The sequence below is a fragment of the Mycobacterium terramassiliense genome, from assembly GCF_900157385.1.
In the GTDB taxonomy this organism is placed as follows: Bacteria; Actinomycetota; Actinomycetes; order Mycobacteriales; family Mycobacteriaceae; genus Mycobacterium; species Mycobacterium terramassiliense.
Genome location: NZ_LT717701.1, coordinates 555,836 through 573,758, shown reverse-complemented (window position 1 = coordinate 573,758; position 17,923 = coordinate 555,836). Strand labels below are relative to the sequence as shown.

24 protein-coding genes are annotated in these 17,923 nt (G+C 67.7%); 8 read left to right on the top strand and 16 right to left on the bottom strand.

All coding sequences use genetic code 11. The annotated features are described in order from the left end of the window. Positions 1 to 17: 17 nt before the first annotated feature. Entirely contained in the window at positions 18 to 959 is a 942-nt protein-coding gene (locus MTAB308_RS17395) for a class I SAM-dependent methyltransferase (RefSeq protein WP_077100749.1), read from the bottom strand. A 100-nt stretch (positions 960 to 1,059) separates the two neighbouring features. Between MTAB308_RS17395 and MTAB308_RS17390 the strand changes: the two genes are divergently transcribed. From MTAB308_RS17390 to MTAB308_RS17375, 4 genes are read left to right on the top strand one after another with little or no spacing between them, the layout of a single operon-like run. Beyond that, positions 1,060 to 2,091 carry a phosphotransferase family protein gene (locus MTAB308_RS17390; protein WP_077100747.1) on the top strand — a complete coding sequence of 344 codons (1,032 nt, stop codon included), beginning with the start codon at positions 1,060 to 1,062 and terminating at the stop codon, positions 2,089 to 2,091. Positions 2,092 to 2,110: 19 nt separating this feature from the next. Beyond that, complete coding sequence (locus tag MTAB308_RS29875; protein ID WP_077100745.1) at positions 2,111 to 2,617, top strand: hypothetical protein; 507 nt, start codon at positions 2,111 to 2,113, stop codon at positions 2,615 to 2,617. Positions 2,618 to 2,656: 39 nt separating this feature from the next. Next, positions 2,657 to 3,283, top strand: coding sequence for a hypothetical protein (locus MTAB308_RS17380; RefSeq protein WP_077100743.1), 627 nt, complete (start codon positions 2,657 to 2,659; stop codon positions 3,281 to 3,283). Positions 3,284 to 3,293: 10 nt separating this feature from the next. After that, entirely contained in the window at positions 3,294 to 3,836 is a 543-nt protein-coding gene (locus tag MTAB308_RS17375) for a GNAT family N-acetyltransferase (RefSeq protein WP_077100741.1), read from the top strand. Positions 3,837 to 3,910: 74 nt separating this feature from the next. Here MTAB308_RS17375 and MTAB308_RS28935 read toward each other — a convergent pair whose 3' ends face one another. Next, the gene (locus MTAB308_RS28935) at positions 3,911 to 4,054 is read right to left on the bottom strand and encodes a hypothetical protein (RefSeq protein ID WP_157900964.1); all 144 of its coding nucleotides are present in this window, start codon (positions 4,052 to 4,054) and stop codon (positions 3,911 to 3,913) included. 317 nt (positions 4,055 to 4,371) lie between these two features. Here MTAB308_RS28935 and MTAB308_RS17370 point away from each other — a divergent pair, with 317 nt between their 5' ends. After that, positions 4,372 to 4,626 carry a MerR family transcriptional regulator gene (locus tag MTAB308_RS17370; RefSeq protein ID WP_077100739.1) on the top strand — a complete coding sequence of 85 codons (255 nt, stop codon included), beginning with the start codon at positions 4,372 to 4,374 and terminating at the stop codon, positions 4,624 to 4,626. 246 nt (positions 4,627 to 4,872) lie between these two features. After that, the gene (locus MTAB308_RS17360; protein ID WP_245831438.1) at positions 4,873 to 5,265 is read left to right on the top strand and encodes a DUF2510 domain-containing protein; all 393 of its coding nucleotides are present in this window, start codon (positions 4,873 to 4,875) and stop codon (positions 5,263 to 5,265) included. 477 nt (positions 5,266 to 5,742) lie between these two features. On the opposite strand, the gene MTAB308_RS17355 is transcribed toward MTAB308_RS17360, so the two are convergent. Further along, a complete protein-coding gene (locus MTAB308_RS17355) occupies positions 5,743 to 10,671 on the bottom strand; it encodes a phage tail tape measure protein (protein ID WP_077100734.1) in 4,929 nt (1,642 codons plus the stop codon). Between the two features lie 275 nt (positions 10,672 to 10,946). Here MTAB308_RS17355 and MTAB308_RS17350 point away from each other — a divergent pair, with 275 nt between their 5' ends. Together MTAB308_RS17350 and MTAB308_RS17345 are read left to right on the top strand one after the other, a co-directional pair. Beyond that, positions 10,947 to 11,678 carry a RelA/SpoT domain-containing protein gene (locus MTAB308_RS17350; protein WP_083746574.1) on the top strand — a complete coding sequence of 244 codons (732 nt, stop codon included), beginning with the start codon at positions 10,947 to 10,949 and terminating at the stop codon, positions 11,676 to 11,678. Continuing rightward, the gene (locus MTAB308_RS17345) at positions 11,675 to 11,932 is read left to right on the top strand and encodes a hypothetical protein (protein ID WP_077100730.1); all 258 of its coding nucleotides are present in this window, start codon (positions 11,675 to 11,677) and stop codon (positions 11,930 to 11,932) included. Before MTAB308_RS17350 ends, MTAB308_RS17345 begins: the two co-directional genes overlap by 4 nt. Positions 11,933 to 12,205: 273 nt before the next feature. Here MTAB308_RS17345 and MTAB308_RS28930 read toward each other — a convergent pair whose 3' ends face one another. The 13 genes from MTAB308_RS28930 to MTAB308_RS29340 all read right to left on the bottom strand — a co-directional run bounded on the left by MTAB308_RS28930 (position 12,206) and on the right by MTAB308_RS29340 (position 17,855). Next, positions 12,206 to 12,391, bottom strand: a complete 186-nt coding sequence (locus MTAB308_RS28930; protein ID WP_077100728.1) for a hypothetical protein — start codon at positions 12,389 to 12,391, stop codon at positions 12,206 to 12,208. A gap of 19 nt (positions 12,392 to 12,410) precedes the next feature. Then, the gene (locus tag MTAB308_RS17340; RefSeq protein WP_077100726.1) at positions 12,411 to 12,665 is read right to left on the bottom strand and encodes a hypothetical protein; all 255 of its coding nucleotides are present in this window, start codon (positions 12,663 to 12,665) and stop codon (positions 12,411 to 12,413) included. Between the two features lie 127 nt (positions 12,666 to 12,792). Continuing rightward, entirely contained in the window at positions 12,793 to 13,218 is a 426-nt protein-coding gene (locus tag MTAB308_RS17335; RefSeq protein ID WP_157900963.1) for a hypothetical protein, read from the bottom strand. A 14-nt stretch (positions 13,219 to 13,232) separates the two neighbouring features. Further along, entirely contained in the window at positions 13,233 to 13,862 is a 630-nt protein-coding gene (locus MTAB308_RS17330) for a hypothetical protein (protein WP_157900962.1), read from the bottom strand. Between the two features lie 10 nt (positions 13,863 to 13,872). Further along, complete coding sequence (locus MTAB308_RS17325) at positions 13,873 to 14,265, bottom strand: helix-turn-helix domain-containing protein (protein WP_077100721.1); 393 nt, start codon at positions 14,263 to 14,265, stop codon at positions 13,873 to 13,875. Continuing rightward, entirely contained in the window at positions 14,255 to 14,464 is a 210-nt protein-coding gene (locus tag MTAB308_RS17320) for a hypothetical protein (protein WP_077100719.1), read from the bottom strand. Before MTAB308_RS17320 ends, MTAB308_RS17325 begins: the two co-directional genes overlap by 11 nt. 169 nt (positions 14,465 to 14,633) lie before the next feature. Beyond that, positions 14,634 to 14,885 carry a hypothetical protein gene (locus MTAB308_RS17315; RefSeq protein ID WP_245831437.1) on the bottom strand — a complete coding sequence of 84 codons (252 nt, stop codon included), beginning with the start codon at positions 14,883 to 14,885 and terminating at the stop codon, positions 14,634 to 14,636. 68 nt (positions 14,886 to 14,953) lie between these two features. Continuing rightward, entirely contained in the window at positions 14,954 to 15,226 is a 273-nt protein-coding gene (locus MTAB308_RS17310; protein ID WP_077100715.1) for a hypothetical protein, read from the bottom strand. Further along, positions 15,223 to 15,435 (bottom strand): zinc finger domain-containing protein, encoded by a 213-nt coding sequence (locus MTAB308_RS28925; RefSeq protein ID WP_157900961.1) that lies wholly within the window; start codon positions 15,433 to 15,435, stop codon positions 15,223 to 15,225. Before MTAB308_RS28925 ends, MTAB308_RS17310 begins: the two co-directional genes overlap by 4 nt. Next, positions 15,432 to 15,737, bottom strand: coding sequence for a WhiB family transcriptional regulator (locus MTAB308_RS17305; protein ID WP_077100713.1), 306 nt, complete (start codon positions 15,735 to 15,737; stop codon positions 15,432 to 15,434). Before MTAB308_RS17305 ends, MTAB308_RS28925 begins: the two co-directional genes overlap by 4 nt. Continuing rightward, the gene (locus MTAB308_RS17300) at positions 15,734 to 17,383 is read right to left on the bottom strand and encodes a hypothetical protein (protein WP_077100711.1); all 1,650 of its coding nucleotides are present in this window, start codon (positions 17,381 to 17,383) and stop codon (positions 15,734 to 15,736) included. The genes MTAB308_RS17305 and MTAB308_RS17300 overlap by 4 nt, the downstream gene beginning before the upstream one ends. Beyond that, the gene (locus tag MTAB308_RS17295) at positions 17,380 to 17,691 is read right to left on the bottom strand and encodes a DUF2742 domain-containing protein (protein ID WP_077100709.1); all 312 of its coding nucleotides are present in this window, start codon (positions 17,689 to 17,691) and stop codon (positions 17,380 to 17,382) included. Before MTAB308_RS17295 ends, MTAB308_RS17300 begins: the two co-directional genes overlap by 4 nt. Beyond that, positions 17,691 to 17,855: a hypothetical protein gene (locus MTAB308_RS29340; protein ID WP_173842199.1), complete on the bottom strand. Its 165-nt coding sequence runs from the start codon at positions 17,853 to 17,855 to the stop codon at positions 17,691 to 17,693. The genes MTAB308_RS17295 and MTAB308_RS29340 overlap by 1 nt, the downstream gene beginning before the upstream one ends. Positions 17,856 to 17,923 lie beyond the last annotated feature (68 nt).

Below are 17,923 nucleotides of genomic sequence, written 5' to 3'. Positions count from 1 at the left end.
TTGCGCCGCTAGGCAATTCACGCTCGCCGCTGCGCCGACACGTACAGCGTCGGCGGCATCACGTGCCCGGTGCCCTCCGGAATGCTGCGGCCATACCGAGCCATCAGCTCGGCGAAGGTCGCCGTCGACACGTCCCAGCCGTGCTCGCGCAGCCAACCGTCGACGGGTGTGCGTTCCTCGGGGTACCAGAGGTCGTCGAAGTCGGTGATCTCGGTGTCGACCAGCCTGGCGGCCGCGGCCCGCATCCGCTGCATGTCCTCGCGCTGGCGCCGGACGAGGTCGGGGTCGGTGAAGCCGGCGCCGGGCACGTTTGACGCCAGCCAACTGCCCGGGACGCTCAGCGAGTGGACGCGTTCGAACAGGAGGTCCTGGGCTTGGGCCGGGAGGTAGCGGACCAGCCCCTCCGCCGACCAGACCGCCGGGCGTGAGGAGTCAAAACCCGCGTCCCGCAGCGCTTTCGGCCAATCCTGGCGCAGATCGATGGGCACGTTCACCAGCCGCGCCTTCGGGTCCGCGCCGTGCTCGCGCAGCGTGTTGGATTTGAATTCCAGCACCTTGGGCTGGTCCAGCTCGTACACCACCGTGCCGTCCGGCCACGGCAGCCGCCAGGTGCGTGCGTCCAGGCCTGCGGCCAGGATCACCACCTGCCGGACACCGGCGTCGGCCGCACCGAGGAAGAATTCGTCGAAAAATGCTGTGCGCGTTGCCATGAAGTCGATCATCAGTTGGATCCGCGCCCGCACGTCCGGCTCCAGCTCGACCGCCTTGGCCAGCAGCTTGGGGTCCGCGTAGATGCTCCACATCCCCTCGCCCGCCGCATCCACGAACACGCGCGCGAACGGGTCGCTGATGAGCGGGTTCGCGCTCTCGGTCTCGGCGGCCCGCGCCGCGGCGACACCCAGCGCGGTGGCCCCCACGCTTTGAGTGATGTCCCAGGAATCGTTGTCGGTACGCGGCATCGCCAACCCCTTCAGGCCCAAAGTCCGTTAGTTCCGCACACTATTGTTCCAGCCTCCCGCGCGACCCGCCGCTCGTCCCCCGTGACCTAGGCTTCTTCCCATGACCGTCGACCTGGAGGCCGTAGCGGGATGGATGTCCGCCCAGGGGCTCGGCGAGGGACCGCTCGAGGATGTCGCCACCGTCACCGGCGGAACGCAGAACGTCATGCTGCGCTTCACCCGGGCCGGCCGGCCCTACGTGCTGCGGCGCGGGCCCCGGCACCTGCGGCCGCGCAGCAACAGCGTGATCCTGCGGGAAACCAGGGTCCTTGCGGCGTTGGCCGGCTCCGACGTACCGCATCCGCACCTGATCGCCACCTGTGACGACCCCGCCGTGCTCGGCGACGCCGTCTTCTACCTGATGGAACCCGTCGACGGGTTCAACGCCGGCGAGGGGTTGCCGCCGTTGCACGCGGGCGACCCGGACGTGCGGTTCGGGATGGGGCTGTCGATGGCCGACGCGCTGGCGAAGCTGGGTGCCGTCGACCACGTCGCGGTGGGGCTCGCGGATTTCGGCAAGCCGGAGGGCTTTTTGGAGCGCCAGGTGCCGCGCTGGCTTTCGGAGCTGGACTCCTACCGCGAGTACGACGGCTACCCCGGGCCGCAGATCCCTGGGATCGAGGAGGTGTCGTCCTGGCTGGAGCGGCGCCGGCCAACGACGTGGACGCCGGGGATCATGCACGGTGACTACCACGCCGCCAACGTCATGTTCTCCCGCACCGGGCCGGAGGTCGTCGCGATCGTCGACTGGGAAATGTGCACGATCGGTGACCCCCTGCTGGACCTGGGCTGGCTGCTGGCCACCTGGCGCCAGCCCGACGGGTCCAGCGTGTTCAGCCACGCCCTCGGCGGCCAGGACGGGCTGGCCAGCACCGACGACGTGTTCCGGCGGTACGCGGCCAACACCACCCGTGACCTGTCGAACATCGCCTGGTACACGGTGCTGGCCTGCTTCAAGCTCGGCATCGTGATCGAGGGCACGCTGGCGCGGGCCTGCGCGGGCAAGGCCGAGAAGGAGGTCGGCGACCAGCTCCACGCCGCCACGGTGCACCTGTTCGAGCGGGCGCTGACACTTATCGACACGCAACCCTGACGCACTAACATCTCCCCCCGTGCCGTCCTACCCCGAGAACCCCGACTTCTACTCCGAGCCGACGCAGGCTGCTGGATACGGTGGCTACTACGACGAGCCCGGGCCGCCGCCGCCCGAGCCGCCGACGCCCTGGTACCGCCGTCCGGCGGCCCTGGTCGCGGCCGGCGCCCTCGCGGTGATCGTGCTCGGTCTCGCGGCGTACGCGGTGGTCAAGCTCGTGGCCGGCCCGCCCGCGCCGAAGGCCCCGAGCACCACCACGACCACGACGCCCATCCCCAGCACGACGGTGCCGAGCACGACGGCGGAGCCACCGCGGCACCACGGAGGCGGCGGGGGCGCGCCGACGCAGACCGTCACCGAGACGGCGCCGCCGCCGAGCACCGACACGCCTACCGCCACCCCCACGGACACGCCCACGACGACCGTCCCGCCGAGCACGGTCACGGTTTCGCCGAGCACCGAAACCAGTACGGTCACCCAGACCGTGACCGTCCCCCCGCGGCGACCGTTCCAGCCGCGCCCATAGTGCAGACATCGCTGCAGCCGGGCGGATAGCATCCGATGGGTGGAAGTCGGGGACTCCGTCAGGCACTCACTCGACCATTGGGAACGCGGTGAGTGGGACGCGGCCATGGTGCACGCCGGCAACGGCCTCGATGAAACCGCGAAAAAGCGCTACCCGCAGCTGGGGGTGGCGACCCGCTTCAAGCGGACGATCCGCGATTCGATGGACATCTTCCGGGTGATGGCGGCACCGGATATCGACTTGGAGCAGACCCGGTTTCCCATTGCGGTGAAGTCGGACCTGCCGGACGGCCGTCCCGACATCGCCGATGTCCTCTACGGCGTTCACCGCTGGAGCCACGGCCACGACGACGAGCTGCCCGCGGGATTCGAACTGACTCCCCACGGGCCCCGCCCGCTGGGAATCCAACTCTGGAAAACCGGGAGGATCCAGCTTCCCGCGGCGGCCGCGATCGGTCTGTTGGCGATCGCCGTGTTTGCACCGGAGAACAAGGGGCAAGCCATTCCGGACGGTTACCAGCTGAGCTGGTATCAGTATGTCTTCATCATCTGCCTGTGGTGGGGGTGGCAGGATCACTTCCGCGACATCATCCGCACCGCCCCGATCCCCCAGACGACGCTCGACTTCTCGGAGTTCTGGGACGACTGGACACCGGTCAACGGCTGAGACCGCCGGCATGCACGCGAGCATCGGTCGGGTCCGGCCGGCCGGCCCGGAGGACGCGCCCGCCTGCGCGGCGATCTACCGCCCCTACGTCCTGGACACGGCGATCAGCTGGGAACTCGAAGTCCCGACCGTGGACGAGATGGCCGCGCGCATCACCGCGGCGCGCCAGACCCACGAATGGCTCGTCCTCGAACATGACGACCGGGTCATCGGCTACGCATACGGGCACGCCCTTTATCGGGTGGCTTCCTACCAGTGGTCGGCTCAGACCGGCATCTACGTCGACGCCGACCACCACCGAACCGGCGGCGGCCGCGAGCTGTACACGCAACTGCTGCGCCGGCTGGCGGAGCGCGGCTACCGGCGGGCCGTCGCCGGCATCACCCAGCCCAACGCCGCCAGCAACGGTTTTCATCGATCCTTCGGGTTCACCGAAGCCGGGCTGTACCGGCGGGTCGAATGGAAGCTCGGCAGCTGGCACGACGTCGCGTGGATGCAACTCGATCTGCTCGGCGATGCCGATCGGGGCGCGCCGGCGGGCCCGATCACCTAGCGGGCAGACAGGCTTCAACCCGGGACGGGCAACGCCTTGGGTGCGCCCGTCCCGAGCCGAAAGGTTGTAAGAGGCTAGCGCCCGCCGCCGGCGCCGCCACCGAAGCGGCCACCGCCGGCACCGCCGCCGAAGCGGCCACCGCCGGCGCCACCGCCGAAGCGGCCACCGCCCGCACCGCCGCCGATACCCATCGTTTCCACACTGCTGATCGTCATCATGGGCCGGACGTTATAGCCGAATATCCGCGGCCACAACAAACTCCGTCTTAACGATTTGAACCACGCCGAGCTGTTGCGCGCCCGAAGGGATTCGAACCCCCAACCTTCTGGCGTATTCGGGCCAGCGCGGACAGTACGCTATGGTCCGCTAAAGTATTATGCCGCAACAGGATATGGAATCTTGCGTTCGTAGCAGAATTGCGTAATCCGGGCGCGACCGCCGGCGTTTGTATCAGGAAAGTGGAGACTTGACGGAGCCCCAGCCATCCTCAGCCCCTGGTCCTGTTCAGACGTACAGTCTCGATGAGGTCTCGGCGATGGTTCTGCCGCCTGAGTGGCGTGATGGCAAGCGTTGGCTTACACGTCGACTCAACGCCGGCGAGATCCACGGATACAAGGTCGGCCGGGTGTGGCGGATGACAGCCGCCGACGTCGAAGCGCTGATCGCCCGCTACAGCAACACCGTGAATCAACCGAAGCTGGCGACCGCCGATCCAGCCGATGAGAGTCCGGCTAGTTTCCTCGACGGATTATCTCCACGGTCGCGCCGCCGGTTGCAGAGGCTGACCTGATGGGCCGCCCTTGGCGTGCGGCGACCGGAGTCAGCCGCAAGACCGTAATCAAGGACCTCGCTCAGGTGGTGGAAAGTACACCACCTGCCGAACCCGACGTGGAAACGCCTGCCGACGAGCCGATCGTCGTCGAGCAGGAGTTGCCGCCGTGCCGTGCGCCCGGGAAACGAGGCAAGCCCGGGTCCAGAAGTGGGTGTGATTGTGGATCGTGCCGACGACCAATTTCAAGCCCTCCGGGAGCGCATGATGACGCCGAGTCCGCCGGGTTGGTATCCGAACCCGTCGGGTGCGCCCGGGATGTTGTACTGGGACGGCCGGGCGTGGCAGATGCCCGCGCCGTTTCCGCCGCCAGGTCAGGGCAGCACGGCGAAGACGGTGGGATCGGTGGCTGTTGGAGTGACAGGCGCAATGCTCACCGGAATCGTCGTGCTGGTCGTCTGCGCTCTGCTGGGTGTGGTGGCGTTGCTGATCGTGGTCAGCTCGCGCGCCGATCGGATTCCGGTTCCGATGGTCACCGACACCGGCACCCCGACGTCGTTGGCGCCATGGTCGAGTTCGCCGCTGCCCGAGCGGCCGTTTACGACGTTCCCGACCGCTCCCGGGCCGTCACAGGTGCCGTTTCCGACTCCGACGCGGTAGGCCCCTTTTGAGGGTCGCCCGCTTGCGTGTACGCTGGCGGACTTCGCTTGTGGGGCGGAGTCCCGAGGGGGCGTGCTGTTGAGCCGCACCGATAAGACCAAGCCGTTTTGGGTGAAGCTCGCTCATGGTGATTTGGCGGTTGTTGAGCGTCACGATCATCGTGACGGTTGCTGTGATCTGCCGGACCGGTTGGATGCCTTGGCGTTTAGCCGGCTGGGGACGCGTTGCCGTAGGGAGTTCTTCGCAACGGACATCAGGGTGTGCTGCTGTCCGATGTGCCATGCAGCCGAGTATCCCGACCGCACCGAGGCGCAACGCCGGCGACGCGAGCGCCGTAAACAGCGTCAGCGGTTACGCCGCGACTGGAGGAGGGTGTACGCCGGCGAGGCATTCCTGCCGAATGTCGTTTGCCCACCGAAGTAGCCCAACACGTCTCCTAGATACCCGGGTTTGAACCCGGAGTATCTGACCTGCGGATTAGCAACTTGTCGTTATCCGCGGGTGTCGCCGTGTTGGGCGACGGCGCTGGCGTAGGACATCCGTTGGGCGCGGTCGGCGATCTGGTTGACCATGTCGTCGAAGTTGCGTGGGTGCACGTTGACGTCGCCGGAGACGTGGAAGGACTGACCCCCGCCGCCCTGGCCGCCTGCGCCGCCCTGGGCGCCGGCTTGGTCTGAGGTGAGCGGCGCTTTGGTCTGGCCCGCGGTGTTGTTTTCCGCCGGCCGCACACCGGCGACGCCGGCCAGCAGCTTGCCGGGGAGGGTGTTGGCGAAGTTCGACAACGGGCTGTCGGACAGTGAGAGGGTTTCGATGATCCCCTCGGCGAGGATCCCCGCGTCCTGGGCGCCGTAGGCGGCGGTCCGGTTGAGCAGCTGGAAAGCCATCTGCGTCGCCGAGCTCGCCGCGCCGCCCGCGCCGCCGAAGCTGCCCATGCTGGCGGCCATGCCGGCGGCCTGGGAGGCTGCGCTCTCGGCTGCCCCGAGGAAGCCGCCGCCGAGGCCGAGGCCTGGGGAGGCGGGGAGTTCCTGGCCGAAGACCTCTTTTGACGCGCCGGGCTGCTGCAGCCCTTGGTGGGTGTTGGCGCCGCCGGGAACGCCGGGGGTCACGGCGGCGGTGAGGGTGGGGCCGGGCTGCGGGGGTTTGGGCTGGCCGCCGGGCGCCGGTGAGGGTGGGGCCGGGCTGCGGGGGTTTGGGCTGGCCGCCGGGCGCCGGGTTGGCCGTCTTCGGTCCGGGCTGCGGCGCCGGCGCCGGCGGAGGGGTCAACGCAAAATCTGTCGGGCCGCCCCCACCGAAGTAACGCACCGACGACGGATCGACCCGGCCCTGGTTCAGGGCATCCATGAACGGGGCGCCGTAGCGCTGCACCGCCGAGGGCTGCTCGACGAACTCCCCTGGCGAGAGCCATGACGGAATCGTGTCCGACCCAGACGGGCCGCCGGCGGCGTGGTGTTGCACCGCGCCGGGGTTGACGCCGGGAAGGTAGCCGCCGGGCGGCGGCACGGGAAGGCCCTGGCGCCAATTCCGGCCTGGTTTGCCCTCGTTGGGAAGCTGGTCCAGATCGCCCGGGTAGGGGCCTCTTGGCACGCTGGCCGTTGGGGGCGTCCCGACGGGTCCGGATGGGATCGGCGGACCTGTGTAGTTGCCGTACGCGTCGATGTAGCCGCGCTGCAACGCCCACTGCCTGATCTCGGGCGGAAGTTCGGCCAGCCCTGGGTAGTCGACGCCGGGGATAGGGTTTCGCGGCGCTACAGGAGCTGCAGCCGGGGCGCCCGGCGGGGGCGCCTCCCATTCGCCTGTCTTGGGGTTGTATCGCGAGCCCGGCGCCGGAAAGTACTTGCGGACCAGATCCTGGCGCGACCAGTCGGGGGCCGAACCGCCGGGCGCTGAACCGCCGGGCGCCGCGCCGCTCTTGAACCAGGGGTCGTTGTACCAGCCCGGAGTCGCCGGCGCCCCGCCGGATGGCCCAGAAATGGGCGCCCCTCCGCCGCCACCCCCGCCGCCGCTGGCTGGACCTACTGCGCTGGCCAGATCAACGCCGCCGAGCGGGCCGTTGGTCAGCGGGCCCAGTGCCTGCGCCAACCCGACATTGCCGAAACCGCCCGCGCTGCCGCCGAGCCCGGCCATCACCGCGGTCTCCATCGGGCCCAGCACCAGGTCCTCGAGGAACCCGACAGCCCACTCCGCCAGGCCGGGAAGGCCCTTCCCGAGCCCGAACCGGTCAGCCAGCGGCACCGGCAACCCGATACCGCCCATACCGCCGCGGCCGTGTCCGGCGTGGAATGTGCCGCGCTCAGCCTGCTGTAGCCGCTGCTCCTCCTGGACGCGCTCGGCCCTGAGGTGGCGGATCTCCTCATCGAGGCGGTCCTTCTCCGACTGCTTCGCGTCGCTCTTGAGCTCACTGCGGCGTTTCTCGGCGGCCGCTATCTCCGCGTCGATGTGACGCAGCTGCTCCTGAGCGGATGCCACCCGCTGCGGATTCGGCGTGTAATAGCCGGGCATCCCGCCCGGACCGGTGCCCGCCGTCGCGCCCGGCGGAATCCCACCGCCAAAGCCGCCACCACCGAAGCCGCCCAAGCCGCCACCACCGAACATGCCCATTCCGCCGGCGGCGCCAGCGGGGCCGTCCGGATAGAAGCCCTGCAACGGCAGATGCATGTGGTTGGTGAACTCGCTCGACTCCGCGCCGGCAGCGCCGCCGCCGAGCATGATGCCGCCGTGGGAGCCACCGGACTCGAAATGCGTACCATCCGGCAGTGTCGCCGCCATGTGGCCGCCGCCGGGTCCGCCGTTGTACCAGCCGATGTTCAGCGAACCCGGGCCGCCCATGCCTGGCTGGAAACCTTTCTCCGCCAACCAGTTCTGCGCGGTCGCCGTCGACATCCGCCCGCTGGTGCCCAGCGCCGCGTTCACCAAATCCGACACCGCGCCCGAGCAGTCCGTGCTGCCCCACACATACGGGCCGCCGTTGAGCGCTTGGGCTTCCTGATACAGCCGCGACACCGGGCCGCCGTCATCATCACCGATCGGGCCGCCGTACTGGCGGTGCAAAGCGTTCCGGAAGGCGTGAACCGCGCCGTGGCCGCCCATCGCATCCACATCGTCGGCGGTCAGCATGTGCTCGCCCGGCGCAGCCCAGATCGGCACCGAATCAACACCTTTGGGACCGCGGCCGTGGATCGGGCCGCCGCCAGCGTGGCCGTCGCCGAACAGGAAGTTATAGGCCCCCACCCCCGACGCCGGGTTATGCAGCCACAACGTGTCCAGCGTCGGCCCCAGCGACGGGAACTTTTCCTTGATGTGGTCCATCGCCTCACTGGCCAGACCTGCGCCGGCGAACGCCAACCCCAGCGGCCCCCACGCAGCAGAGAACCGGCCACCACCCCCGCCACCCGCGCCGCCGGCTGGGCCGTGGCCGGCGTCCATGGCGGCGTCGGCCTGCAAGGCAGCGTCCCGCACTCGGCCCTCGGCGGCCACTTCCTCCGCGGCCGCGGCGTCCACCTGGGCCGCAGCGGTGGCCGCGGCCGGGCCCCCCGCCGCGATCGCCGTGTTCGCGGTACCTGCCGACGCGCCGATCTTGTTGAACGCCCAGGCCGCCGCAGTGCCAAGAGGTTTCAGCACATCCTTGTAGGCCAGGGTGGCGAGTTTGGTGGCGGTCCACGTCACGCCCAGGGCGCCGACCGCGATCGTCAACCCCTCCGCGAGACCCTTGTGCTCTGCCAGGAATTGGCCCGTGGTCCGCAGTGCCCCAGCCACGTCCGTCATGACCGGCAGGAACGCCTCACCCATCTCGATCCGCGCCGCGCCCATCGAATGCTTGAACTGGTCCATCTTGGCGTTGAACGTGGCGGTGGTCTCGGTGTAGCCCTTGACCGTTCCATCGGCCTCACGAACCGACCCATCGATCTGCTTGATCTTGTCGTTCACCGCGCCGGCATTCTCACCGGCTGCCTGCAACGCGACCTGCAGGGTTTCCTGGTCGCCGGTCAGGATCTTCAGCGCCTGGTCGTAGCTGATGTGATCGCCGATACCGCTCTTGATTAAATCGTTGTAACCGGTCAGCTTGCTGTAGAGCGCGTCCCACTGGCCGAGCTCGCTGGTCAGCTGCTTACTTACGCCGCCCCTGGACTTGCGCCACTCCTGGTAGGTGAGCGATCCGTTTTTGATCTGCTCGGCAACAGCTTTCGCCGGCCCGGTGAGCGCGTTGAACGCTTCAGCCTCGGCGCGGGAAGCCTGGGCGCTTTGGTAGTGCACACCGACGTCGACCATGCCGTCTTTGGTGTGCGCCTGCAGTGCCTGCTGCAGCAGCTGCAGCGTCCCTGTCACACCGCGCTCGCCAAGATGGTCCGTCACATCTTGCGCGTCCAGGCCCAGCGAACCCATCATGGCCCGCATCGACGCCGTGGGGCCGAGCATCTTCGACGTCGCGTGACCGATCAGCTCAAACGCGTGCTGCGCCGAGTCACCCGTCTGCGTCATCTGCGCGCCCAGCCCATAGAGGTCGGCCATCAGATAATGCATCTGAGTCGCGCTGAGACCCTGGCTCTTACCGATGTTCGCGATCAGCGGCTCAGCAGAATGAAGCGCTCCCGAGAAATCCTGAAAGTTGCTCTTCGCCAACGACGTTGCCGTGACCATCTTCGACATCACATCGGCGGCATCATCCGATTTGTAGCCAAAGTCATTCATCGACGTCGTCAGACCATTGAGAACCTCCTTCAGCTCGGAGTTCTCCGACTTCGCACCCTGGGATGCGGCTCTGAGCACATTCACGCCGTCAGCACCCCGATAGCCGGCCTTCTCAACGCCGTACATCGCGTTCATCAAGTCCTGCGCCGAATAGCCCACCTGGCCGGACAACTGCAAGATGCCATCGTGCACCGCCCGCAGATTGGCGGTCGTTTCACCCGCAGAGGCAACCAGCCGCGTCTGCGAGGCCTGAAAATTGCCCGCAGCCTCGGTCGCCGAAACCAACGACGTCCCCAGCACCGCCAAAGACCCGACACCGACCGCATTCCACGCCCGCCCCGCCACAGTGGCGGCCGCTGCGCTATCTTCAGCTGCGCTGCCCAGTTTCCGGTGCGCCGCCTCACTCGCCGCCAGCGCATCCACATTCGCCCGCATATCCCGCGCCTGGCGGGCCTGGGCATCGGCCAACAGCATCTGCCCCCGCGCCGCCTGACTACTCGCATCCCCCCACCGGGCGGTCATCTCAGCCGCACGACGCGTCGCGACTTCCACCTCAGCAGCCGAACGCTGCGCCACCCGCGCAGTCTCAATCTCAGCATCACGCAGCCGCGCCAGATCCTGCTGCATCGCCAACACATGCTGACGCGCACTGCCGGCATCAAACGCCCTGAACGCCTGAGAGAGCGAGCCGCCCAGCCCGTGGGAGATGTCCTTGCCCAAGGCGTCGAACGCTTGCCGAATCTCGCGGGCGGTCGCCGTAAGGGCGGAGCGATCCAGGCGGCTCTCAACGTCGAGGAAGACAGGAATGGTGGACCCCCTCTATCGCCGAAGCCGCTCGCCCGACGGCGGGTGAACCACCAAGCCCAGGCCGGCGCCGCGCAGGTAACTCATAGCTCAAACGCTAGAGACCAAGAGCCCTAAACGCTTCGCTTGCTCGCGCCGGCGCGAGCAAGCCTGCGCAGGCCTGCGCCGTGCGAGCGGTAGCGTTCCCTATCATGGCTGCGTCTGTGCCGAGCGTGTCCGCAGTGAACCGGGCCGGGAATGTCTTGCGCAATCTGCGAGTAACCGGGAATCGGGTCAAGGTGCCCGCCGCGGTGGAGATCACGGCCGAACAGATCTTCGCCGCACTGGACACACTGGAGGCGTGGCGCGCCGCGCACGCTCGTCCTCTCGGGGCCGCAACGATGGGACTGCGGTCACGTGTCGCCACAATGGGCTGCGCTCATATCGAGGTCTCGCAGCGGTTGAAGCGCATTCCAACGATCATCGACAAACTCAGACGCGAGCCTGGCATGAACCTGGGCCGGATGCACGACATCGGCGGATGTCGCGCTGTCCTGCAGAGCCTGGACGAGGTCCAACGCGTCCAATCGAGATATTCCGGCGATCCGGTCACTGCCAGAACCAAGGACTACGTTGCCCAGCCAAAACCGGACGGCTATCGCGCAGTGCACGTGATCGTCCGCTATCAGGGGCGGCTGATCGAAGTCCAGCTTCGAACGCAGGTCCAGCATGAATGGGCCTACACGGTCGAGAGCGTCACATCTCGGTTCGGGTTGGATATCAAAGCTGGCGGCGGGCCGCCGCCCGTGCGAGACTGGTTCGCGGCAGTGTCAGAGGCGATGGCACTCGAGGAACACGACCAACCGGTGGGCCCAGAGCTTCTGCACCGGGTATATAAACTGAGAGAGACAGCCCAACCCTACTTGCAAGGAGTTCGTCGATGACTGCATCGCAGCTCAAGCACTTCTTGCTCGTATTCGACCACAACCGCGCCCAGCTGATCGGCCTGAAAGAGTTCGGCACGGACGCCAAGAGTGCGATGGCCGAATACGCCCGGCTAGAACGTGCACACATGAAAGAGTCAGACTCGATCGAGATCGTCCTGATCGGCTCGGATTCGCTGGAAACCGTGAAGATCACCCACGCGAACTACTTCGACGGCACCGTAGCCGTCTCGAAATACTTCGCCGGCATCTGAACTATCGGCGGCACGCGCGCCGCAACACCGCAACACCGCAACACCGCAACAATAGGCCAAAATCCCACGTCAGAGGGCTAGTTCCCCGATTTTTTGGGCCTGTACGTAAAAATCGGCGACGGACAGGCGGTCGCCTGGTGCCCCCCTCCCCTTGATTTTTTCGGCCGGGGGGTGGGGCCCCTTTGTCCGGCCACCATCGCTTGGTGCCGCGGGTAGGGGCCAGCGGGATTACCTGCGGCCCGAGGCCGCGCTCGGTGGCCGTGTTCTGCACGCCTAGAAAGGCGTGGACATGTAGTCGATGCCGTCGTGGCTGCTCTGTGTGGCGCGGTGGGCCTGGTTGATCAGCGCCATCATCGGGTCTTGGCGGAACTGTCCGGGGCGATCGCTCATGCCGATCATCAGCCGCTGAGCTGCTGTGGCTTCTGTCCAGCGCTTCTGTGCAGCGTCGCTGTGTGCCATCGTCTACCTCCTGCGCGCGTCAGAGGTCGAGGAATGTCACGGCGCCGGTGTCGGTGGCGGCGACGCCGTAGAGGGTGAAGCCGCGGTCGGTGCCTCCGGGGATCGTGATGACCTGGCCGGGGGCTAAGGACAGGCTGTTGTCGGGGGCTACTGACTGGTTCCCGAGGAACACTGGTACGTCGCCGGAGTTTTGGACGATTGCGCCGCAGGTTCCGTAGCTGATCGCGCAGATGAGCGTGGGGGTGGTGCCGATGGTGACGGTGGTTGCGTTCATTGGCTTGCTCCTCTTTCTTGTCTGGTTAGAGTCCCGGCCGGTCGCGTCGGAGTCTGTTTCTCCGGCGGCGCCGAATATCGGGTAGGGCAGTTCTTTTCAGCTGCCTGTGCGGGATGTCTGGGGCAGTTCACATGGTGATTTCGTCGAATTCTTCGTCCAGGTCGGGTTTGGAGGCTTTGCGTTGTTTGACGGCGGCGGCGACGACGTCGTTGGCGAACCGGTGGCCGGCGTCGCGGAGGGCCTGGCGCGCGGTCGGGTCGCCGGCCGCGACTCTGATTCCCAGATTGTCGAGCGCCACAACGCAATTCGCGACCGTTTCGGCGGCCGGCATTGTCGGCACGTCAGGGCTTTCCTCGATTCGCTCGACGAGGTTGTGGGTCACGAAGTGCGCGGCCTGCTCGTCGCTGAGCCAGCCGAGCAGCGAATCGCGGTAGCAGTGGCGAAGGCGCCCTTGCTGATCGTGGGCGATGACGAGTGCCGCGGTGACCCGGAATCTTGGCTTCCAGTCTCCGGTGATGCCCATCGGCTCGTTTGTCGGCGCATTTGCGAGCATCGACTGTGCTCCTCCTAGTCCCAGTTGTGCGGGCGGTAGTCGGGTTTTTCACGCCAACCGCCGGTGCCGTCGGCGTTTTGGACAAACTCGCAGTGATCGTTGGGGCTGGGGTGGTACCAGCCGTCGGCCGGCGGCGGCGGTTGGGTGCCCGGGTGGAACGCCGGCCCGAGTTGCCGTTGGAACCAGTCGGCCTGCTGCTGCGGTGTCCACTGCTCGACCGGGGTGCCCTGCCGGATGCGCACCGGCTGCGATGCCTGCGGGATCGGCAGACCGAGGTCGTCGACGGGCGCCGGGGCGGCGGGTGCTTGAGTGGCGGAAGCCTGCACTGCTGGTCGCGGTGTGCGCCGTGTTGGCGGCGGGGTGCCGCGTAGGAAGCCCATGACCGCGTTGTGCGCATCGGTAACGCCGACACCGCCTGCTGAAGCGTCGGTGCCAGAGCGACGTTCCTCAGCCATCTCATGCACCAAGTCCTTGCCCGGAATCGGTGTCAAGGCGGCCAGCATCCCGCGCGCCTGGACGCGGTCGGCCCTCATGGCTAGCACCCAGTTCGGTGCGTTGGCGGCGCTGATGCGGCCGTCCTCTATCGCGGCTGCGACCAGCCGCACGTCGAGGTCTTCTTGGAGTTGTCGTTGCGTATCAGTCATTTTCGGCATTTCAGGACACTCCCTGAGTCTGCTGCTTGTACATTGCAATCTCCTGATCGCTGATCAGCCAGCGGTCGCCGACTTTCCTGCCGAGCCGACCTGCCCGGCAGGCCCAGCGGACACCACTAGGGCTGATCCCGAGGGCCTCAGCTGCAGCGGTGGTGTCCTTCTCGAAGGCTAGGACAGCTCGGGCCGTCACCTCGTTGGTGCTGACGTCGGCGTTAGCGGCGGCGCGAGCAACGCAGTCCGTCAAGTCGTTTCGCATCGCCTGCAATCTCGGTGAAAGGGGCTGACCGTTCTGCCGGGCCAGCAGTTTCTCGGCCAGGCCGATCACTTCGACCATGACGGCTGCTGCGGCGACGCTGATCGTGATGCCGTCGCCGTAGCGGATGTCAGCGGCCACTAGGCACCTCGCGGGCGCCGCGGAGTGTGTCGATCGCGTCGACGAGCTCGCTGGCCAGCTGGAAAGCCTCGTCCGGTGTGGCGGTGATCCGTATGGTGCCCAGTCGAATCCGGACATGACCCCTGAAGGGCCACGCCGCCCAGCCCGCGCGGTCGTCGGCGTCGAGCTCACGACCGCATTGATGACAGCTCAGCTTCATGACGTCAGCCCGTCAGACCGGGGACACACCACGTCGGACGGCGGCATGGGCCCGATTGTCCGGCCGCAGTCTGGACAGTTGCGCACGATGACTGGTCGCGGCGCGTCGATTCCGATGGTTTGTGATTCGGGTAGCGGCGACTCGGTGATTGGGAGCTTCCGGTGGCTGCTCATAGCTGTCTCTCGCTAGCTGCGAGCACGGCGGCGTCCAGCTCGGTGCTGACCGCGTCGATCGCGGCCTCCTGGCTCCCGTACTTGTTGGTGTAGGCCTCGGCGGCATGCGCGGTCAAGAACCCGATCACGGCCGCTGTCACCTTCTCGCCGGCCGCGATGATCCGCCCGGTTTCGACACCGACGCGCGCGCCGTCACCGGTGAGGCCGGCAAGCAGCAGCCCGAGCGCGGCCGCCCGGAGGGCCGACAATTGCTGTGCCTCAGCCGGTTCGGCTGGGGGTGGGCCTGACCTGTTGCGCAGTCGGCGCCTCGGCTTGGTCATGATCGGGGCTCCCCAAGCTCTTCGTAGTGCTCGACGATGCCAGCGAGGATCTGCACGACGCGGTCTCGAGCTCGGGCTTTCCCTTGGTGTTCGATCAGCGCCATGATCCAGTTGCGGACCAGTGCATAGATCAGCTCAGGGCCCCGGCCGAGCGCGTCGGCCACGGCAGCGTCGTATCTGTCTCCGTCGCCGTCGAGCACCGCCAAGGCGAGGCGCGCAGCGCGGGCCTGATCAGCGAGGCCGAGAGTCGTTGGTGGCATCGTGGTCATGGCGTTCCTTCCGTGGTTCGGGGTTCGTCGAAGTTATGTGGGTGGCCCTGGTCTGTCGCGCCGGCCGCGGCGAGGCGCGCGACGCAGGGGATCCGCTTGGGCATCCCGTCGTCGCGGGTGCACCACTGGCCGGGCTCGGCGCGACAGTTACTGCAGGCGACGTCGAGCGCGGTTTCGTAGGCGGTGCGCACGGGTCGCGGCGTCCTCACGAAGTCACCTCCGCCGCGGCCTGGGTCTGACGAGGCCGGCCGACGGGTCGCGGCGTGTTGACGCGGCCGGCGACGACGCCGAGGGGGCGTTGCCGCGCCGGCAGCGTGCTGAACCAGGCGCGGCAGCGGTCAGCGGCCGGACACCGGGAGCACAGCCCCAGCGCCTGATTGTGGCGCTGCTCGACGGCTTCGGGGTCCTCACCGGGCCCGGCGTCATCGAAGAGGTGATGCCGGCCGCGGCAGCGTGCGCCGGGTAGTGCGGGTGCGCCGCCGATGACCGAGAGCAGGTTGTCGAGGGTCACGTTCCCACGTCCCGGGTAGCGTCTGGTCTTTTGCTCGGTGCGCGCGGGAGGCCGCGATCGTTGGTGCCGTTATGCACGACCCGGAGGGTGGTTTCTGGTGCTTTCCGGGCGGCTGGTGGCCGGGCCGGTGGGCCGTCGCAGTCGTCGCAGAACGGTCCGGCCGCGGCCAACGGCAGCTCGACGTTGCAGCGCTGGCAAACCTTTGGGCGGGGTTGATTCATTGGTTCCTCCGCGGTTGTGAGGGTGGGCTCGCCGGTCGGGCTGTCGGACTGGGCTGAGGCGTCGGATCGCGGCGAGCTGGGAGAATCGGCGGCTGTGGCGGCAACAGGGGGTACACCGTGTACTTTGGGTACACCGCCATTGACCTGCGGATATAGGGGTGTACTTTCGGTACACGGTGTACTTTCAGCCGCCAGACGGTAGCGGCTTCCCTTGTCGGTCTCGATAACGATGATGCGGCCCTCATCAGCTAACTCTGATACGGCTGCTGAGAAGTTGTCGCGCAGGTCGGCCTTCAGCTTCCTACGAAGGTCCGCGCCGAATGTCTCACCAGAGGCTTGTCTTGCCAGCCACCGCAGCACGGCTTCCTTGGCCCGCTGGAGTTTGCGATCTGAGATCACCTCGTCGCGTTCGGCCGTGGCGAGCGCGCGGCCTCGGTTGTTTTGCTGGGCGGCCTTGGTGCGCTCGTGCTGGACCCACGCGCGGGTGTGATCGGAGACCGCCATCACCACCCCGGCCAGGTTCCAGTCCTCATCGTTGATGGCCGGTTTCTCGTCGCGGCCGTCGAGGACCATCAGCGCCGCCGCCACCTTGAGCCGCACCAGCAGCTTGTGGCCGTCGAGGGGGTCGACGGTGCCGCGGTGCATTGCGAGTTGGTGGGCGTCGATGGCGTCGCGCGCGACCTTCGGCACCGTGAGGTCGCCGGCGAAGCGCGGCTGAGTGATCACGACGGGGGCGGGCTCGGCGGGACGCTCGTCGGGCATGTCGGCATCCAGCACGGGCAGCCAGACGAACCGCTGAGGTGTCCCACCGTCCGCGCCGTCAAGCAGCGCGCCGGCCCGGCCAGGCTGCACACCGACGACGAGTCCGCAGCGGTACGTGTGTGCCGGCACCCGTGTTCGGGTGTGGGCCTGGGCGTTGGTGAATCCCAGCTGCTCTCCGCTGAAGACCTTGCGCAGCTCGGACTCCAACGTGCTGCCCGAGCGGGAGAAGAGGCCCGCGGCGGTGTCGATTTCGGGCACCGAGAAGATGGCGGTGGTGATCTGTTCGCGCTCGGGCAGGCCGTCTTTGTCCATGGGGGGCGGCATGAACGTCCGGGCGATGCCCTCGCCGGAGCCGATTGGGAATTCGGGCAGGTCGACTACTGCGCCGTGGTGCCAGCGCAACGCGATCGCGTCTCGCGCTGCAGCCTCGCTGGTGCCTTTGCCCGCACCGCTCGGGCCGGTTAACGCCACGAAGAGGTTGAGGCTGGCGCGGCCGCCGGCGTGGGGTGGCAGCGCGGTCCCCGGCGGAATGAGGCCGGCGGCGCGGACCATGGACACGCCGAGGACCGCCCACGGACAGCGGCGCCGGGACTGAGCGAACTGACGGATATGCGCCAGGATTGGCCAGGCCGTCCAGAACTCTTCGAACTCAATGCCGGTCACGCCGACCTCCTCGGAATGTAGATCGCGTTGCGGCGGCGGATGTCGCGCGAGATCTCGGCCCAGTCCGCGGCCGCTGAAATGGCTCGGGAGGCTTGGGCTAATGCCTCCTGAGCGACATCGACGTGTAGGGCCCAGTGCCGGCCGCCGTCGAGCACGGCAGCGAGCTTGGCTGGATGGCCATCGGGGAGCTGGCGCCAGGCTGGGGAGCCGGCCAGTGGCCAGCTCCCCGCCTCGTCGAGCACCGGAATCACGAATAGGTGGACCGAGTACCAGTCGACCGACCGGGATTCGATGTCGTACTGCGCCATTAGCAGAGCCCCTTGGGTCTGCCGGCCAGCCGGTCGCCGATCATCGTGTAGTCGAGGGTGGCTTCGTTGACCGCGGCCTCGACGTTTTCTTCTGGGGTTTGGCAGGCCGGGCACAGCAGGCCTGTGATGAGCCCGTACTCGACGATGACATTCCAGTCGGCCATTGCCGCGAGGCTGCGGCCCCGGCGACCACAGCGGTCACAAGGACGCAGCCGCGGGCGGCGCTGGCGCG

Bases quoted from the DNA above. Each gene is read 5' to 3' on its own strand.
- MTAB308_RS28930 (WP_077100728.1), bottom strand. From the start codon at position 12,391: ATGGCACACAGCGACGCTGCACAGAAGCGCTGGACAGAAGCCACAGCA.
- MTAB308_RS17340 (WP_077100726.1), bottom strand. From the start codon at position 12,665: ATGAACGCAACCACCGTCACCATCGGCACCACCCCCACGCTCATCTGC.
- MTAB308_RS17375 (WP_077100741.1), top strand. From the start codon at position 3,294: ATGCACGCGAGCATCGGTCGGGTCCGGCCGGCCGGCCCGGAGGACGCG.
- MTAB308_RS28935 (WP_157900964.1), bottom strand. From the start codon at position 4,054: ATGATGACGATCAGCAGTGTGGAAACGATGGGTATCGGCGGCGGTGCG.
- MTAB308_RS17310 (WP_077100715.1), bottom strand. From the start codon at position 15,226: ATGACCACGATGCCACCAACGACTCTCGGCCTCGCTGATCAGGCCCGC.
- MTAB308_RS17335 (WP_157900963.1), bottom strand. From the start codon at position 13,218: ATGCTCGCAAATGCGCCGACAAACGAGCCGATGGGCATCACCGGAGAC.
- MTAB308_RS29340 (WP_173842199.1), bottom strand. From the start codon at position 17,855: ATGGCCGACTGGAATGTCATCGTCGAGTACGGGCTCATCACAGGCCTG.
- MTAB308_RS17330 (WP_157900962.1), bottom strand. From the start codon at position 13,862: ATGACTGATACGCAACGACAACTCCAAGAAGACCTCGACGTGCGGCTG.
- MTAB308_RS17390 (WP_077100747.1), top strand. From the start codon at position 1,060: ATGACCGTCGACCTGGAGGCCGTAGCGGGATGGATGTCCGCCCAGGGG.
- MTAB308_RS17295 (WP_077100709.1), bottom strand. From the start codon at position 17,691: ATGGCGCAGTACGACATCGAATCCCGGTCGGTCGACTGGTACTCGGTC.
- MTAB308_RS17395 (WP_077100749.1), bottom strand. From the start codon at position 959: ATGCCGCGTACCGACAACGATTCCTGGGACATCACTCAAAGCGTGGGG.
- MTAB308_RS17370 (WP_077100739.1), top strand. From the start codon at position 4,372: ATGGTTCTGCCGCCTGAGTGGCGTGATGGCAAGCGTTGGCTTACACGT.
- MTAB308_RS17350 (WP_083746574.1), top strand. From the start codon at position 10,947: ATGGCTGCGTCTGTGCCGAGCGTGTCCGCAGTGAACCGGGCCGGGAAT.
- MTAB308_RS17345 (WP_077100730.1), top strand. From the start codon at position 11,675: ATGACTGCATCGCAGCTCAAGCACTTCTTGCTCGTATTCGACCACAAC.
- MTAB308_RS17360 (WP_245831438.1), top strand. From the start codon at position 4,873: ATGACGCCGAGTCCGCCGGGTTGGTATCCGAACCCGTCGGGTGCGCCC.
- MTAB308_RS17320 (WP_077100719.1), bottom strand. From the start codon at position 14,464: ATGAAGCTGAGCTGTCATCAATGCGGTCGTGAGCTCGACGCCGACGAC.